The organism is Streptomyces yokosukanensis, from assembly GCF_001514035.1.
Lineage (GTDB): Bacteria > Actinomycetota > Actinomycetes > Streptomycetales > Streptomycetaceae > Streptomyces > Streptomyces yokosukanensis.
In genome coordinates, this window is the sequence record NZ_KQ948225.1 from 41,048 (window position 1) to 57,134 (window position 16,087).

Genomic DNA, 16,087 nt, shown 5'->3' on the forward strand with positions numbered 1-16,087 from the left:
GCTCAGGAGGCCGACTACGGGCCGACGGTGACCACGTCGCCGATGACGATGACCGCCGGGGGCTTCACGTCCTCCGCGCGCACGGTCTCGGCGACCGTGGCGAGGGTGGCGTCGACGCGGCGCTGCGCGGCCGTCGTGCCCTCCTGGACCAGCGCGACGGGGGTCTTCGGCGACTTGCCGTGTGCGACGAGCGTCTCGGCGATCTTCCCGATCTTGTCCACGCCCATGAGGATCACCAGCGTGCCGGTGAGCTTCGCCAGCGACGGCCAGTCGACCAGGGAGCGCTCGTCGTCCGGGGCGACATGGCCGCTCACGACCGTGAACTCATGGGCGACGCCCCGGTGGGTGACCGGGATGCCGGCCGCGCCCGGCACGGAGATCGAGCTGGAGATGCCGGGGACCACGGTGCAGGGGATGCCGGCCTCGGCGAGCGCCTGCACCTCCTCCATGCCCCGGCCGAACACGAAGGGGTCGCCGCCCTTGAGTCGTACGACCGACTTCCCCTGCCGGGCGTGTTCGATGAGCGCGTTGTTGATGGCCTCCTGGGCCATGTACCTGCCGTACGGGATCTTCGCCGCGTCGATCACCTCGACGTGCGGCGGGAGTTCCGCGAGCAGGTCGCGCGGGCCGAGCCGGTCGGCAATGACGACGTCCGCCTCGGCGAGGAGGCGGCGTCCTCGGACCGTGATCAGGTCCGGGTCGCCGGGGCCGCCGCCGACCAGGGCGACACCCGCTGTGCGGGTGCGGTGATGGGGCGCCACCAGGGTGCCGTCCCGCAGCCCCGCCACCACCGCGTCTCGGACGGCGGCCGTGTGGCGGGGGTCGCGACCGCGCGCGTCCGTGGTGAGCACGGCGACGGTGACGCCCTCGCTGTGGCCGGTCGCGGGGGTCCAGGCGGTCGCGAGGTCGGCGTCGTCGGAGCGGACGCACCAGACGCGGTGCCGCTCCGCCTCGGCGGAGGCGGCGGAGTTGGCGCCCGGGTCGCTGGTGGCGATGAGGGCGTACCAGGCCTCGGCGAGGTCGCCGTCCTCGTACCGCCGCCTGACCCAGGTGATCTCGCCCGCGTCCGCCATGGCCTCGACCGAGGGGGTCGCCTCGGGGGACACGAGGACGATGTCCGCGCCCGCCGCGATCAGGGCCGGGAGGCGGCGCTGGGCGACCTGGCCGGCGCCGAGGACGACCACGCGGCGGCCGGTGAGGCGGAGGCCTACGGGGTAGGCGGGGTGTTCGGCCATGGGTGCGGCTCCTGGTGTGGCGGCGGTGCAATAGCCCTGACGTGCGGATTTTATGCGGCGCCGGGCTTCGGCGGGTCAGCTGTCCGGTGGCTGGGCGGGCTCGCCCGGTGGGTGCGGTGCGCGGCTCCTGCGGCCGGCGCACCCACCGGGTCGGCGCTCAGGGTCCTGGAGCTGTCGTCCCAGGACCCCTGCCCCGGCCGCTACTTCTCCGTCACGCCCGCCGAATCGAACGTGGCCACCTCGTGCATCGCCCGCGCCGTGCTCTGCACCAGCGGGAGTGCCAGCAGGGCGCCCGTGCCCTCGCCGAGGCGGAGGTCGAGGTCGACCAGGGGGCGCAGGCCGAGCTTGTTGAGCGCGGCCACATGACCGGGTTCGGCGCTGCGGTGGCCGGCGATGCAGGCCGCGAGCACCTCGGGAGCGATCGCGCGGGCCACGAGAGCGGCCGCGCCGGCGCTGACGCCGTCCAGGATCACCGGCGTACGCAGAGAGGCGCCGCCGAGGAGCAGGCCGACCATGGCCGCGTGCTCGAAGCCGCCGATGGCCGCGAGGACGCCGATGGGGTCGGCCGGGTCCGGCTGGTGGAGTTCCAGGGCGCGCCGGACGACCTCGGTCTTGCGGGCGAGCGTCTCGTCGTTGATGCCCGTGCCCCGGCCGGTCACCTCCGCCGGGTCGGCCCCGGTGAAGACCGAGATCAGCGCGGCGGACGCGGTGGTGTTGGCGATGCCCATCTCACCGGTCAGCAGCGCCTTGTTGCCGGCCGCGACCAGGTCGCGGGCGGTCTCGATGCCGACCTCGATGGCCGCCGTGGCCTCCTCGCGGGTCATCGCGGGACCGGTGGTCATGTCGGACGTACCACCGCGGATCTTGCGGGGCAGCAGGCCGGGCGTGGCGGGCAGGTCGGCGGCGACGCCGACGTCCACGACGCACACCTCGGCGCCGACCTGGCCGGCGAAGGCGTTGCAGACCGCTCCCCCGCCGAGGAAGTTGGCCACCATCTGGGCGGTGACCTCCTGCGGCCAGGGGGTGACGCCCTGGGCGTGCACACCGTGGTCACCAGCGAAGATGGCGACGGCCGCGGGCTCCGGGATCGGCGGCGGGCACTGCCGGGACAGCCCGGACAGCTGGGCGGAGATGATCTCCAGCATGCCGAGCGCGCCGGCCGGCTTGGTCATGCGTTTCTGACGCTCCCACGCCTCGCCGAGGGCCTTGGCGTCGAGCGGGCGGATCTGTGCGACGGTCTCGGCAAGCAGGTCGTGGGGTTCCTCTCCGGGCAGGGCGCGGCGGCCGTACGTCTCCTCGTGCACCACCCAGGACAGGGGGCGTCGCTTGGACCAGCCGGCCTGCATCAGCTCGGGCTCGTCCGGGAACTCGTCGACGTACCCGACACACAGGTAGGCGACGACCTCCAGATGCTCGGGCAGGCCGAGCGTGCGGACCATCTCCCGCTCGTCGAAGAAGCTGACCCAGCCGACGCCGAGGCCTTCGGCGCGGGCGGCGAGCCAGAGGTTCTCCACCGCGAGCGCCGAGGAGTAGGGCGCCATCTGCGGCTGGGTGTAGCGGCCGAGGGTGTGACGGCCGCCGCGGGTGGGGTCGGCGGTGACGACGATGTTGACCGGGGTGTCGAGGATGGCCTCGATCTTCAGTTCCTTGAACTGCTTGGCCCGGCCCTTGGGCAGCGACTTGGCGTACGCCTCGCGCTGTCGCATCGCCAGTTCGTGCATCGTCCGCCGGGTGTCGGCGGAACGGATGACGACGAAGTCCCAGGGCTGCGAGTGGCCCACGGAGGGCGCCGTGTGGGCGGCCTCCAGGACGCGCAGCAGCACCTCGTGCGGGATGGGGTCGCTGCGGAAGCCGTTGCGGATGTCGCGGCGCTCGCGCATGACCTTCAGGACGGCCTCGCGCTCCGCGTCGGCGTAGCCGGGCGCGGCGGGGCCGGTGGGCTGTGCTGGTTCCGCCACTGCGGCCGTGCTCTCTTCTTCATCCTGGTCGGCGGCCCTGGTCTGCAGGTCTTCCGCCTGCTGTGCGACATCGGGCACCTGCGGTACGGCGGCGGGGGCGTGCTCCCCGGCCGGAGCCGCGGGTGCGACGGCCGGCTCGCCCTCGCGCGGCGCGGGCACCATGGCCACGGGCTGCTGCGCGTCCTCCGTGGGCAGGACGAGGGGCTGCGGCGGGGTCGGCGCCAGGTGCGGGGTGGTGGGCACCTGGCCCTCGACCGGCACGAACTGTCCGAACGACTGCTCCGGGTGCGGCTCCTGCGCGCTGTCGGACGGCGGCGGCCCGTCCGGTGCGTCGAGGGTGTGCTGCGCTGGGAGCGCCGGGTGCCCGGACGTCTCCGCGTGCCCAGGTGTCTGCGCGGACGCGGGGGCCTGCGGGTGCGCGATCGTCTCGGGGGGCGGGGCGGGGGCGTCCGGCGCGGGCACGGCGTCGGAGGCCGCCGTCGTCATGGCGGGCACGGCCTCGGTGGCCGGTGCGGGCGTGGTCACGGCGGGCTGCGCCTGCGGGCCGGCGGGGGCGCCGGGCCCGGTCACGGGGGCGGCCTCGGCCACGGGGGCGGGCGCGGCCAGGTGGACGGCGCCCTGGGCGACCGGCTCGGGCCGAGCCTGCGGCGCGACGGCGGCCTGGGCCTCCGGGGCGCCCGGCACGGGCACGGGCACGGCGAGCAGGGCCGGTTCGGCCAGCTGGGGGCCCTGGGCCGGGTAGGGGTGCGGGCCGGACGCGGCGACGGCCGGAGCCGGTACGGCGTCCTCGGCCGGGGAGACGGCGGGGGCCGGGGAAGCGGCGGGGGCCTCGGTCACCGTGGCCGTCGGCGCCGGGGCCACGGTGCCGGACTCGGGCACGGCCGTCGGCACGGCTGCGGCGACGGGCGCGGCCTGCGCGGCGGCCGGTTCACCGGCGACCGCGACGAGCTGCGCGTCCACCGCACCCGGCTGAGCCTCCGTCACGCCGGGCTGCGGCTCGACCGCCACCGCGGGCTGCGCGGGGACGACGGCCTCGCCCTGGGCCGGAACGGACCGCGGGGCGGCCTGGGCGGCGTCCGGGGTCTGCGGCACGGGATCGGCCTCCACGCTCTCGACGGCTGCGGCACCCTCGACGACCACGGCAGCCTGCGCGGCGCCGACGGCTGCCGGCGCGTCCTGAGCCGTGGGGACGCTCCCGCCCTCTTCCGGCTGGACCGCCGTACCGGCCTCGGCCGCCTCTGGCTGTCGGCCGGGCTCGAACGCCTCGGCGGCGGTGCCGGCCGCAACGTCGTCGCGCACCTCGGCCGGAACCGCCTGGGCCACCGCCTCCTGGGCGGCGAAGGAAGCCGGCTCCACCGGGTCGGCGACCGTGTCCTCCGCGGGGGCCGTCTCCTGCGCGGGGACCGTCGTCTCCGCCTCGGCCGCGAGGGCGGGCCCGGCCTCGGAAGCCTCGACGGCGTCCCCTGCCCGCAGGCCGTCCTCAGGCACCACCGGCGTCTCGGCCGCGGGCACGGCGACTCCTGCGACAGCGCCGTCGGCGACCAGGCCGCCGTCCGTCGCGGCCGTGCCCTCGACGGGCTGCCCGGCGGGCGCACCCTGGCCGCTCTCGGCGGACGGCTGGGGAACGCTCTCGGCCCCCTGCTCGGCGACGAACGCCGGGGCTTCCTCGGGAACCGCGCCCGAAGGCACCCCCGCAGAAGCCGTGTAGACGCCGTCGTGGCCCAGTGCGGGCTGCATGCCGTCGTGCCCGTGCACCACCTGAGCGGGGCCCGGATCGGGCACGCCCGCCTGGTGCGTGAGGCGGGCGACGGCGGCCTGGGCGGCGCCGGACGGTTCGCTCGGTGCGGCGGTGGCCGCGGGGGCGGCGGGCGGATCAACCGTTTCGGCAGCCGGCGCCGGTGCGCCGACCTGGGCCGCCACGGCCGGTGCCGGTGCCGGTGCGCCGGCCTCGGCCGTCGCGGGGGCGGTGGGCGCCGCGCCCCAGGGGGCCGCGCTCTGCGGGGCCATGTCCCGCAGCGGCTGGGCGTCGAGATACTCGGGACCGGTCGCGGGCTGCGCGGTCTGCCGCACCGGCGCACCGGCGGGACCGCGGTCGGCGAGGGAGCGGACCGGGCTGGCGGAGGCGTCGGGGATCGGCGGACCGAGGTGCAGCGGACGGCGCGGCGGCTGCGGGGCGGCCGACTGGTCCTGCGGGGCCGAGAGGATGGGCGAGGGCGGCACGGAGGCCGGGGCCGGGTTCGGCAGGCGGACGCCGCTGAGGTCGACGGAGCCGCTGTCGCGGCCGGACGTCTCGTGCGGGCCCGGCTCGTGGACGGCCTCGACGACCGGTTCCGGAGCGGGTGGTGGCACTTCGTTGCCCCACGCGCCCTGGGCGCCCGGCAGCAGCAGGTCTTCGTCCTCGGCGGGAGCCTCGGAGAGGTAGGCGTACGCACCGTGCGGGGAGACGCCCGGCTGTTCCACCATGCCTACGCTCTCCGGCTGCCCCTCGGCCGGGACCTGGCCGGTGTCGGTCATGCGTACCCCTCGCCCATCGGTTAGTGCTCCTACGACCAGCTCATCCGGAACGGCGCACCGACCGCCCGTAGTGAAGAACGAGCGTCCATGCCCAGCGGCACGAACGACCCGCCGGAAAAGGCGACAAAGCCATTCAGTGGCATTGTCCCGGCCGTTGCGCCGTCGCGACAGCATGATCCGGGACAGCCCGCTGTGGACTGCGCCACGTTGCGCGTCCTCCGGTTCCGCAGTACCACACCCACCCCAAAACGGGCGTGCTTTCCGGACATTGGCGAACGAAGTTCCGGGCCGCCCGGTGCGGTACAACGATCGGCCAGCCTACCGCGCGCAGTACGACAACAGGATCACGGGGCGCGCTCCGGCAGGCCCGCCCGCCGCCCCTCGACGCGATGCTCAGCGCGGCGGCAATTCTCCTGTGAGCAGGAACGCGACGTTCCGCTCGGTCTCGGTCCAGGCACGGGTGTCGAGTTGGACGGACTGCAGCAGCGCGCACTCGACCCGGTATCCGTGCTCGGTCAGGTCGCGCCCGACGAGTTCGGCCGCGTCGCGGGTCGCCGCGTGGGTGACGATGCGCTGCGGGCGTCGGTCGGCGACCGCCGAGACGACGGCCGCTCCTCCGCCGCCGACCCGGACGACGTCCGGTTCCGGCAGGTTCTCCAGGATGTGCGGGGCGGTGCCCTGGACCACGTGGAGCTGGACGCCGAACCGGCGGGCGACCGCCTCGGTGCGGGCGCACGCCCGCGGGTCCCGGTCGACGGCGATGACGGCCGCGCCGGCGCGTGCCGCCTCGGTGGCGAACGCGCCGGAGCCGCTGCCGATGTCCCAGACGAGGTCGCCGACCCGGGGGCCGAGGCGGGCGAGTTGCGCGGCGCGCAGCAGTTCCGTCTCGCCCTCGCCGAGGCCGCCGCCGGGTCCGTCGCGGTAGACCTCGTCGGGCTGCACCCAGCCGCGCGGTCCGGCGCCCGGGTCGCGGCCGACGATCCAGTCGCCGCCGTCCGCCGCGGCCCCTCGTGCGGCGGGCCCGCCGATGACGATGACGACGTTGGGGTCGCGCCAGGTGTGGTCGGGGGCCTTGTCGGAGGTGACGACGGTGACCTGTTCGCGTTCGGTGCCCAGTTCCTCGCAGATGACGAAGGTCCGGTGGACGCCCTCCAGCAGGAGCCCGAGTTCGGCGGGGCCGGCGCCCGGTGCGGTGAGGACGGCGACCTTGGTGTGGGCGCGGCAGACGTTCACGGCCCGGCGCAGGGTGCGCGGGTGGGCGACGACCACCTGGGCGTCGTCCCAGGGCATGCCGGCGCGGGCGAAGGCGGCGGCGACCGAGGAGACGGCGGGGACGACCTCGACCTCCAGGCCGAACTCCGGTGCGCGCAGGGTGCGTACGACGCCGAAGAAGCCGGGGTCGCCGTCGGCGAGCACGACGGCGGTGCCGCGGTGGGCGGCGATGCGGCGGGCGGCGAGCGTGATGCTGCCCAGGCGGACGCGTTCGGCGGCGGGCGGGATCTCGGACAGCGCCAGGTGGTGGGCCGCGCCGGCCACGAGCGTGGCGGCGCCGAGGGCGGCGCGTGCCGCCTCGGTCAGCGGGGAGCCGTCCCAGCCGATCACCGTGACCCGGTCGGCCATCGTCGTCTCTCCAGGTCTTCGCAGGTCGTCAGGGGGTACGGGCCCATGGCCCGGCTCCGTGAGAGTACCTGGTGGAGCTCGGGGGGTCAGTTCCAGTCGGAGTAGGGCGCGAAGCCGCCGGTGTCGGCGAGCTGCTCGTCGCCGCCCTCCAGGTCCTCGGGGAGCAGGCTCCACACGATGTAGTCGCTGCGCGCGTCGGTCCAGGTACCGTCCTCGGCGCGGTGGCGGACTATACAGGCGTTGCGCAGGACGCCCTCGCTGATGCAGCCGATCTTCTGGGCGACCTGCTGGGAGGCGGTGTTGTCGGCGGCCGTGCGCATTTCTATGCGCTCGAACCTCTGGGCGCCGAAGAGCCAGTGCGCGGTGGCGAGGGCGGCCTCGCAGGCGTAGCCCTCGCCGCGGGCCCAGGGGGCGATGATGTACGACATCTCGGTGGACCGTACCCGCCAGTTCGTCCTGGCGAGCTGGACGGTGCCGACCAGGCGCTGGGTGAGGAACTCGGCGACGGCGAGGTCGAGGCCGCGGCCCGCGATGCGTTGGGCGGGGGCGTCCTGGGTGATCCAGTGGCGGGCCCGGTCCTCGGAGTAGGGCTGGGGAACGCCGGTCCAGGCGCCGACCTGTTCGTCGTTCATCATCTCGGCCAGAGCGGGCACGTCGTCCTCGTCGAGGGGACGCAGCACCAACCGCTCCGTGCTGATGGAGATGTTGGGGAAGGTGCTAGTCATGCGCCACTCCGTAACTTCGGAAGAACCGTCAGGGCCTGCTGAACTGCCCAGCATGCAGCATGAAACCACTGAACCGCACGACGGGGTCCACACCCGGTGAGGGAGTGGACCCCGTGCGTCGTCCCCGTTCGGCGGCCGCAGCGATGCCGGAGGGATCAGAAGGAGGGGATGACCGAGCCCTGGTACTTGTCCTCGATGAACTTCTTGACCTCGGGCGAGGTGAGGAGCTTGGCGAGCTTCTTCACCCGCGGGTCCTTCTCGTTGCCCTTCTTGACCGCCAGGAAGTTGGCGTAGGGGTTGTTCTTGGCGGACTCGAGGACGAGCGCGTCCTTGGCGGGCTTCAGACCGGTGGAGATGGCGTAGTTGCCGTTCACGACGGCGGCGTCCACGTCGTCCAGGGAGCGCGCGGTCTGCGCGGCCTCGACCTCCTTGAACTGGAGGTGCTTGGGGTTCTTGGCGATGTCCTGGGTGGTGGCCTCGTTGCCGACGCCGTCCTTGAGGGTGATGAGCCCGCCCGCGGCGAGCAGCTTCAGGGCGCGGGCCTCGTTGACGGCGTCGTTCGGGACGGCGACGGTCGCACCGCTCTTCAGGGCGTCGGCCTTCTTGACCTTGTGGGAGTAGAGGCCGAGCGGCTCCAGGTGCACCGTGACGACGGGCACGATGTGGGTGCCACGCTTGTTGTTGAAGTCGTCCAGGTACGGCTGGTTCTGGAAGTAGTTGGCGCCCACCGAGCCGTCCTCGGTCGCCGTGTTGGGCGTGATGTAGTCCGTGAACTCCTTGACCTCCAGGTCGAGGCCGGCCTTCTTCGCCAGGTTCTTCTTGACGAAGTCGAGGATCTCGGCGTGCGGGGTCGGGCTCGCGGCGACGACCAGCGGGCCGCTGTAGTCGGCGGAGGAAGAGGAGGACGAGCCGGAGCCGCAGGCGGTGAGCCCGAAGGCGAGGGCTCCGGCGGCGAGGACGGCGGTGGTGAGCTTGGCGGTGTTACGCACGAAAAGTGCCTTTCCTGAATGGGTGGTGCGACCCCGTGTGGGGGTGAACGGGGAGTCTGGGGAGAGGGTCAGCTCTTCTCGACGGCCTCGGCGGCGGCCGTGCCGGGGAAGACGCCCTTCAGCGGGCGGAAGAGGAGCAGAGCGCCGGACCCGCCGCTGCGGCGGTGCAGGGAGCGGGCGGCGAAGTCGCCGACGACCTGCAGCAGGGAGATGGCGACGGCCAGGATGGCCACGGTGATCCACATCATGCCGGTCTCGAAGCGCTGGTAGCCGTAGCGGACGGCGACGTCGCCGAGGCCGCCGGCACCGACCGTGCCCGCCATGGCCGAGTAGCCGATGAGGGCGATGATCGTGGTGGTGGCACCGGAGATGAGCGACGGGAGCGACTCGGGCACGAGGACGCTGCGGACGACCTTCCAGGTGCTGCCGCCCATGGACTGGACCGCCTCGACGAGCCCGCCGTCCACTTCCCGTACGGACATCTCCACGAGCCGGGCGAAGAACGGGATGGAGCCGACGGCGAGCGGCACGATGGCGGCCTCGCGGCCGATGGTGGTGCCGGTGACCCAGCGGGTGAAGGTCAGCAGCGCGACCATGAGGATGATGAACGGCATCGAGCGCGCGATGTTCACGATCTGCCCGATGGCCTTGTTCACGACGACGTTCTGCAGCAGTCCGCCCCGGTCCGTGAGGACGAGGAGGATGCCGAGCGGAAGCCCGCCGACGACGGCGATCACCGTGGACCAGCCGACCATGTAGAGCGTGTCCCAACACGCCTGGCTCAGCACCGGCTGCATCTCGGACCAGGTCACTTGGCACCATCCTTCACGAGCACGGGCGCCTGGCCCTCCTGGCCGACGACGTCGATCTGCAGGCCCTGTTCACGCAGGAATCCGATCGGCACCACGTTGTCCTCGTAGCGGCCGGGCAGTTCGATGCGCATCCGGCCGACCTGCAGGCCGCCGACGGTGTCGATGGCGGCGCCGAGGATCGAGATGTCGATGTTGTAGGTGCGCGCGAGCTGGGAGACGACCGGCTGGGTGGCAGCCTCGCCGTGGAAGGTGACGTCGAGGACGGTCCGGTCGGCGCCGGTGCGCTCACCGCTCACCGGGAACAGGGCGGCGGCCAGTTCGGAGCCCGGGGTGGCCAGCAGTTCGCTGACCGTGCCGGACTCCACGATCCGGCCCCTCTCCATGAGGGCGGCGGAGTCGCAGACCGACTTCACGACGTCCATCTCGTGGGTGATGAGCAGAACGGTCAGGCCCAGCTGCCGGTTCAGGTCGCGCAGCAGCTGGAGGACGGAGCGGGTGGTCTCGGGGTCGAGGGCGCTGGTGGCCTCGTCGGAGAGCAGCACCTTGGGGTCGCCGGCGAGGGCGCGGGCGATGCCGACACGCTGCTTCTGGCCGCCGGAGAGCTGGGCGGGGTAGGACCCCGCCTTGTCGGCGAGGCCGACCAGGTCGAGCAGTTCCAGCGCCTTGCGGGAACGTTCCTTCCCCGACGTGCCGAGGATCTCCAGCGGCAGCTCGATGTTGTTCTGAACGGTGCGCGAGGAGAGCAGGTTGAAGTGCTGGAAGACCATGCCGATGCGGCTGCGCGCCCGGCGCAGCTCCCTGCCGGCGCGCGGGCCGCGGCCGGCGAGGGCGGTGAGGTCCTGTCCGGCGACGGTCACGGTGCCGGAGGTGGGGCGCTCCAGCAGGTTGACGCAGCGGATCAGGGAGGACTTGCCGGCGCCGGACTGGCCGATGACGCCGTAGACCTCGCCTTCGCGGACGTGGAGATCGATGCCGTCGAGGGCGGTGACCTCACGGCCGCGCGAGCGGTAGACCTTGGTCAGGCCTGAGGTGGTGATCACAGGATTTCCGTCACTGTCGAGTGCGCGGGCGTGGGTGTGCCCGGACACGGGTGCATGCGGTCAGGCATGGAGAGTGGTTGTGCGTCTCGTACGGCCTACGGCGCACGGACATGCCACGGCTCTCGCTTCGGGGCGCGAGGCTCAGCTGATGCGGGGGCCCTCTAGAAGGCGCACATTCGACACATCAGGCGACACATACAACGAGCACCGGGCGTCATGGTCGCCTCGGTCGCAAGGGTGCGGCAGCTCGTCGTGGTCATGCGATCAGTAAAGCAGACGTGCCGTCCTGACCGGTCGCCGCTGTCCGGATACTGGACAGCGGCGGACAGCCCGGGCCTGGACTCAGCGGCGGACGGAGATCTCCACGCCGGAGTCGGTGACCAGTGCGGACAAGGCCGACAGGTCCCTCACCACGAGGTCGGCGTCCAGCTCCTGCGCCCGATGGGTTGTGGTCAACGCCACGGTGGTCATTCCGGCGGCGCGGCCGGCCTGGAGTCCGGCCGGAGCGTCCTCGAAGACGACGCAGTGGGCGGGGTCGACGCCGAGCTGCCGGGCGGCGAGCAGATAGGGCTCGGGGTCCGGCTTGCCGCGCGTGATGTCGTCGGCGGCGATCAGCGTCTTGGGCAGGATGCCGACCGCGTCCAGGCGGGCCTCGGCCAGCCGCCGGGTGGCGGAGGTGACGACGGCCCAGCGGTCGGCGGGCAGCGCGTCGAGGAGGTCCCGCGTGCCGGGCAGGAGCCGGACACCGCCCTCGGGGACGTCGTCCACCTCCAGCTGCTCGACCCGGGCGACCGCCGCCGGCACGAGGTGGGCGGGCAGCAGGTCGGCGACTATCTCGACGGCGGGCCGCCCGTGCAGGGGTACGCGCCCGAACTCCTCGGCGGTGATCCCGTACTCCCGGGCCCAGCGGGTCCAGCAGCGCTCGACGGAGTCGAGGGAGGAGACGAGGGTGCCGTCGTTGTCGAACAGGAGGGCGTGCGCATGGATCGTCATGGTCTAGACCCTACGGCGTACGGCGGGGGCGGCGGCCGGGGTCCGTTGCGGCCGGATGTTTCGGCCGTAATAAGGTCACGGCATGCTCAATGCCCTGACGCTGGTGACCGGTGTCGCCGCGCTGCTGCTCGCCGCCTGGTGCGGCTGGGCCGCCCATCGGGACCAGCCGACCAAGGACTGGCACTTCATCGGCATGGCCGTGGTGTCGCTGCTGGCCGTGATCCAGCTGGTGGTCGGGATCGTGCAGCTGGCGCGGGGCGAGAAGCCGGAGCAGGGCACGACGATCTTCGTGGCGTATCTGCTGGGCGCGTTCGCGTGCGTCCCCGCGGCGGGGTTCATGTCACTGGCCGAGCGGACCCGCTGGGGCTCGGTGACGGTCGCCGCCGGCGGGGTGGTGCTTGCCGTGCTGGAGGTGCGGCTCTATGACATCTGGGGAGGCTGAGGTGACGGCCGTGCAGGAGAAGCCGGCCCGGTTGATCAGTGGGCCGGGCATGCTGCTCGTGTGGTTCTACGGCGTGATGGTGGTCGGAGCGGTGTCACGCTCCGCGTACCAGATCGGCACGGACTTCGGGCGGGCGCCGCTGGCCTATGCGCTGTCGGCCGTGGCCGGGCTGGTGTACGGGTTCATCACGTACACGTTGATCCGGGGCGGGGAGACGGCCCGCAGGGCGGCACTGGTGTGCTGTGCCGCCGAGCTGGCGGGTGTGCTGATCGTCGGCACCTGGACGCTGGTCGACCGCTCGGCGTTCCCGGACGCGACCGTCTGGTCGTACTACGGGGCGGGCTACATCTTCATCCCGGTGCTGCTGCCGCTCTCCGCGATGTACTGGCTGCGCAAGGCCCGCACCGCCACGGTCACGCCGTAGTCACGTACGCCCCGGCCTGCTTCTCCAGGATGATCAGCTCCACGCCGTCCGTGCCCTTGGAGCGGCCCACCGCCTCGTAGCCCACGCGGCGGTAGAGGCGGAGGTTGCCCTCGCTGCGGTGGCCGGTGAAGAGCCGGAACTTGGTGGCGCCGCGCTCCTTCGCCAGGGCCGCTTCGGCCGCGCGCAGCAGCCGCGCGCCGATGCCGTGGCCCTGCAGGCGGGGGTGGACGCAGAGCTTGCCGATGGCGGCCGCGCCGTCCTCGGTGACCTTGCCGCGTACGGAGCCGACCACCTCTTCGCCGAGCCGGGCGACGTAGACGCAGTCGGAGGCGACCTCTTCCCGAACCGAGTCCAGGGTTTCGACGAGCGGGTCGATGCGGTAATTGCCGTACAGCGCCGCCTCGCTCTGGAAGCAGAGGTACTGCAGTCTGAAGATCTGCTCCGCGTCCTGTTCGGTCGCCACCGAGATGGTCACGCTCATGCCCATGTGCGCATGCCTCCCGCTCACCTGATCACCTGTCGTTCCCACTCCTATCCCCGCGCTTCGCGGACCGCAACCTCCGGCGTGAGCAAACGCCGCAGACATCCCAGACATCTGGAGCGTTCCGGGCCGAGACTGCCCTGTGAGATACCCAACTCCCCCGCGATCTCCCGGTAGGTGAGGTCCTTCGGGGAGAGCAGGGCCTCGATCAGCCGGGGGCAGCGACCGGGCAGGCGGCGCACCGCGTCGCGCAGCGCGCCGTACCGGGCGGCCGCAAGGACATGACTCTCGGGGTCGGTGCGGGCGTCGGCGGCCGGCTCGGCGCCGTAGGGGCGTTCGCGGCGGGTGGTACGGCGGCTGCGACGGGCCTCGGCACGGACGGCCTTGCGCAGCCAGCCCTGCGGATCCGGTGGCGGCCCGTCGGTCTGCAGGCGCTCCAGCAGGCGGAGCCAGACGGCCTGTTCCAGGTCGCCCGGCTCGCTCCCGGCCGCATATGCCTCGGCGGAGGCCTCGGCGGTGAGCAGCGGATGCAGGACGGCTACCAGGTCGTCGGTCATATGCGGAACGACGCGCCGACCCCGGAGCAGGTTTCCGGGGCGGCGCGCAGTCACTCCGAACGAGGTGCCGGCCAGGTCGTGCGTTGACGGTGTCAGCCGGCCAGGAAGTCGGCGCGGGCGAGCAGGCCGGTGTCGGCGTTGTCCGTGAAGACGCCGTCGATGCCGGTCGCGAAGTACGTCCTGAACGCGCCGAAGGGGTCGCCGTAGGCGTCGGTCGCGCTGCCCTTGCGGTACTCGGCCGGGAGGAACGGGTTCTCGTTGCGCATGGTGTAGGGGTGCAGGACCAGGCCCACCCGGTGCGCGTCGGAGACCAGGGACGTCGGCTTGCCCAGGGTGCCGTCCGCGTTCTTGGGGATGACCAGGTCCAGGGTCGGGCCGATGCCCTGCGCATAGCCGGCGATCTCCCGCAGGCCCTTGGGCGTGATCAGGTCGGCGACCGTGCGCGGGTCGCCCGATGCGACGAAGTCGTAGGGGCGGCTGTCCGCCGTGGAGAGCAGCACGACGAGCGGGTTGTCGACCAGCTGGTTCAGCTTCTGGATGCTGGTGGGCTCGAAGGACTGCAGGATGACGGGCGAGTTGCGGCCGTCCTTGCCGTGCTTGCGCAGCAGCTTCGCGACCCGCTCCTCGAGGCCGAGGCCGAGCCCCCGGAAGTAGGTGGGGTGCTTGGTCTCGGGATAGATCCAGACCTGCTTGCCGCGCTTGCGGGTCTGCTCGTCCTGCCACTTCAGGACCTCTTCGAAGGTGGGGATCCCCCAGCGCCCGTCGTAGAGGGTGTTGTGCGGCCGGTTGGCCGGGATGCGCTCCACCGCACGCAGCGTCTTCAGTTCGGCCAGCGTGAAGTCCTCGGTGAACCAGCCGGTGGTCGCGACGCCGTCCAGCATCTTGGTGGTCTTGCGGCCGGCGAACTCCGGGTGCGAGGCGACGTCCGTGGTGCCGCCTATCTCCGGCTCGTGCCGGCACACGAGATGGCCGTCCTTGGTGGGCACCAGGTCGCCGGCCTCGACCACGTCGGCGCCCAGGTCCAGGGCCAGGTTGTAGGAGCCGAAGGTGTGCTCGGGGCGGTAGCCGCTGGCACCCCGGTGGCCGATGATCGTCGGCTTCGGCAGACCCTTCAGGCCCCGGCCGCCCGGTCCGGCCGTACCGGCCTCGGCGGCAGCGGCCGCGCCCGGCAGCCCGAGGACCGCTCCGCTCGCCGCGCCGAACACCGCCGCGCCGAGGATCGCCCGCCGCCCGGTGCCCTGCGTCTTCTCGTTCGCCTGGTCGCTGCCCATCAGCGCCTCCTGCCTGTCCAAACGTGAGTGCGGGCCGATCGTAGGGGCGTTGACGTGACCGGAGGGAGTCCTGGGCCGGAACGCGCGGCTGATACCGGCTGTCCTGTCGGAGCCGGGCCGTGAGCGATCTCCGTCACATCACCGCAGGCGGTCACGGCCCGTTCTCGATGCGTCACTGCAGGTAAACCCGTGTCAACACTTAGTAAGACCTCGGTGAACCGGGCGTACCCGATGTGCGCCTGCCCCGTTGCCGCGAGTAATGTCCTCACCTGCACAGACTCATAACGCCCCTCGACATCGGAGGACCCGTTGTCCCGCTTCCGGCTCATCAAGGCAGTGCTCGGACCGATCATGCGCCTGATGTTCCGCCCACAGGTGGAGGGCGTGGAGCACATCCCGGGAGACGGTCCGGTCATCCTGGCGGGCAATCACCTCACGTTCATCGACTCGATCGTGCTGCCGCTGGTGACCAAGCGGCAGGTGCACTTCATCGGCAAGGACGAGTACGTCACCGGCAAGGGCGTCAAGGGCCGGCTGATGGCGTGGTTCTTCACGGGCGTCGGCATGGTCCCGGTGGACCGGGACGGGGCCAACGGCGGTGTGGCCGCGCTGATGACCGGCCGGCGGATCCTGGAGGAGGGAAGGATCTTCGGGATCTACCCCGAGGGCACGCGCTCGCCCGACGGGCGGCTCTACCGGGGGCGCACCGGTATCGCGCGGCTGACGCTGATGACCGGTGCGCCGGTCGTTCCCTTCGCCATGATCGGTACGGACAAGCTGCAGCCGGGGGGCAACGGCATCCCGCGGCCCGGCCGGGTGACCGTTCGGTTCGGCGAGCCCATGGAGTTCTCGCGCTACGACGGGATGGACCGGGACCGGTATGTGCTGCGGGCCGTCACCGACTCCGTGATGGCCGAGGTCATGCGGCTGTCCGGGCAGGAGTACGTGGACATGTACGCGACCAAGGCCAAGGCGGCCTGACTCCGCCGGAGTTGAGCGCCGGCGGCCGGTCGGGCGCGGGCGCAC

At 72.7% G+C, this 16,087-nt stretch carries 14 protein-coding genes; 3 read left to right on the forward strand and 11 right to left on the reverse strand.

What is annotated here, in order from left to right; translation table 11 throughout:
• Positions 1 to 14 precede the first annotated feature (14 nt).
• From cobA to AQI95_RS36105, 8 genes are all read right to left on the reverse strand, one after another.
• Positions 15 to 1,235: a uroporphyrinogen-III C-methyltransferase gene (gene cobA, locus AQI95_RS36070; RefSeq protein WP_067134198.1), complete on the reverse strand. Its 1,221-nt coding sequence runs from the start codon at positions 1,233 to 1,235 to the stop codon at positions 15 to 17.
• Positions 1,236 to 1,435: 200 nt separating this feature from the next.
• Positions 1,436 to 5,707: a nicotinate-nucleotide--dimethylbenzimidazole phosphoribosyltransferase gene (gene cobT, locus AQI95_RS36075; protein ID WP_067134201.1), complete on the reverse strand. Its 4,272-nt coding sequence runs from the start codon at positions 5,705 to 5,707 to the stop codon at positions 1,436 to 1,438.
• A 393-nt stretch (positions 5,708 to 6,100) separates the two neighbouring features.
• A complete protein-coding gene (gene cbiE / locus AQI95_RS36080) occupies positions 6,101 to 7,327 on the reverse strand; it encodes a precorrin-6y C5,15-methyltransferase (decarboxylating) subunit CbiE (protein WP_067134204.1) in 1,227 nt (408 codons plus the stop codon).
• A gap of 86 nt (positions 7,328 to 7,413) precedes the next feature.
• Positions 7,414 to 8,052 (reverse strand): GNAT family N-acetyltransferase, encoded by a 639-nt coding sequence (locus AQI95_RS36085; RefSeq protein ID WP_067134207.1) that lies wholly within the window; start codon positions 8,050 to 8,052, stop codon positions 7,414 to 7,416.
• A gap of 155 nt (positions 8,053 to 8,207) precedes the next feature.
• Complete coding sequence (locus AQI95_RS36090; RefSeq protein ID WP_067134209.1) at positions 8,208 to 9,041, reverse strand: MetQ/NlpA family ABC transporter substrate-binding protein; 834 nt, start codon at positions 9,039 to 9,041, stop codon at positions 8,208 to 8,210.
• A gap of 68 nt (positions 9,042 to 9,109) precedes the next feature.
• Positions 9,110 to 9,853, reverse strand: a complete 744-nt coding sequence (locus tag AQI95_RS36095; RefSeq protein ID WP_067134212.1) for a methionine ABC transporter permease — start codon at positions 9,851 to 9,853, stop codon at positions 9,110 to 9,112.
• On the reverse strand, positions 9,850 to 10,893 hold the full coding sequence (locus tag AQI95_RS36100; protein ID WP_067134215.1) for a methionine ABC transporter ATP-binding protein: 1,044 nt from the start codon (positions 10,891 to 10,893) through the stop codon (positions 9,850 to 9,852). The genes AQI95_RS36095 and AQI95_RS36100 overlap by 4 nt, the downstream gene beginning before the upstream one ends.
• Before the next feature lie 342 nt (positions 10,894 to 11,235).
• The gene (locus tag AQI95_RS36105) at positions 11,236 to 11,886 is read right to left on the reverse strand and encodes an HAD family hydrolase (RefSeq protein ID WP_067134218.1); all 651 of its coding nucleotides are present in this window, start codon (positions 11,884 to 11,886) and stop codon (positions 11,236 to 11,238) included.
• 82 nt (positions 11,887 to 11,968) lie between these two features.
• Here AQI95_RS36105 and AQI95_RS36110 point away from each other — a divergent pair, with 82 nt between their 5' ends.
• On the forward strand, positions 11,969 to 12,328 hold the full coding sequence (locus tag AQI95_RS36110; RefSeq protein ID WP_067134221.1) for a hypothetical protein: 360 nt from the start codon (positions 11,969 to 11,971) through the stop codon (positions 12,326 to 12,328).
• Complete coding sequence (locus tag AQI95_RS36115; RefSeq protein ID WP_208614352.1) at positions 12,309 to 12,752, forward strand: hypothetical protein; 444 nt, start codon at positions 12,309 to 12,311, stop codon at positions 12,750 to 12,752. The genes AQI95_RS36110 and AQI95_RS36115 overlap by 20 nt, the downstream gene beginning before the upstream one ends.
• On the opposite strand, the gene AQI95_RS36120 is transcribed toward AQI95_RS36115, so the two are convergent.
• The 3 genes from AQI95_RS36120 to AQI95_RS36130 form a co-directional block, all read right to left on the reverse strand.
• Positions 12,742 to 13,239, reverse strand: a complete 498-nt coding sequence (locus AQI95_RS36120; protein WP_067134228.1) for a GNAT family N-acetyltransferase — start codon at positions 13,237 to 13,239, stop codon at positions 12,742 to 12,744. The genes AQI95_RS36115 and AQI95_RS36120 overlap by 11 nt on opposite strands.
• 44 nt (positions 13,240 to 13,283) lie before the next feature.
• Complete coding sequence (locus tag AQI95_RS36125) at positions 13,284 to 13,790, reverse strand: RNA polymerase sigma factor (RefSeq protein WP_067134230.1); 507 nt, start codon at positions 13,788 to 13,790, stop codon at positions 13,284 to 13,286.
• Positions 13,791 to 13,882: 92 nt separating this feature from the next.
• A complete protein-coding gene (locus AQI95_RS36130; RefSeq protein WP_067134232.1) occupies positions 13,883 to 15,061 on the reverse strand; it encodes a glycerophosphodiester phosphodiesterase in 1,179 nt (392 codons plus the stop codon).
• Positions 15,062 to 15,412: 351 nt separating this feature from the next.
• Between AQI95_RS36130 and AQI95_RS36135 the strand changes: the two genes are divergently transcribed.
• On the forward strand, positions 15,413 to 16,042 hold the full coding sequence (locus AQI95_RS36135) for a lysophospholipid acyltransferase family protein (protein ID WP_079071772.1): 630 nt from the start codon (positions 15,413 to 15,415) through the stop codon (positions 16,040 to 16,042).
• Positions 16,043 to 16,087: the final 45 nt, after the last annotated feature.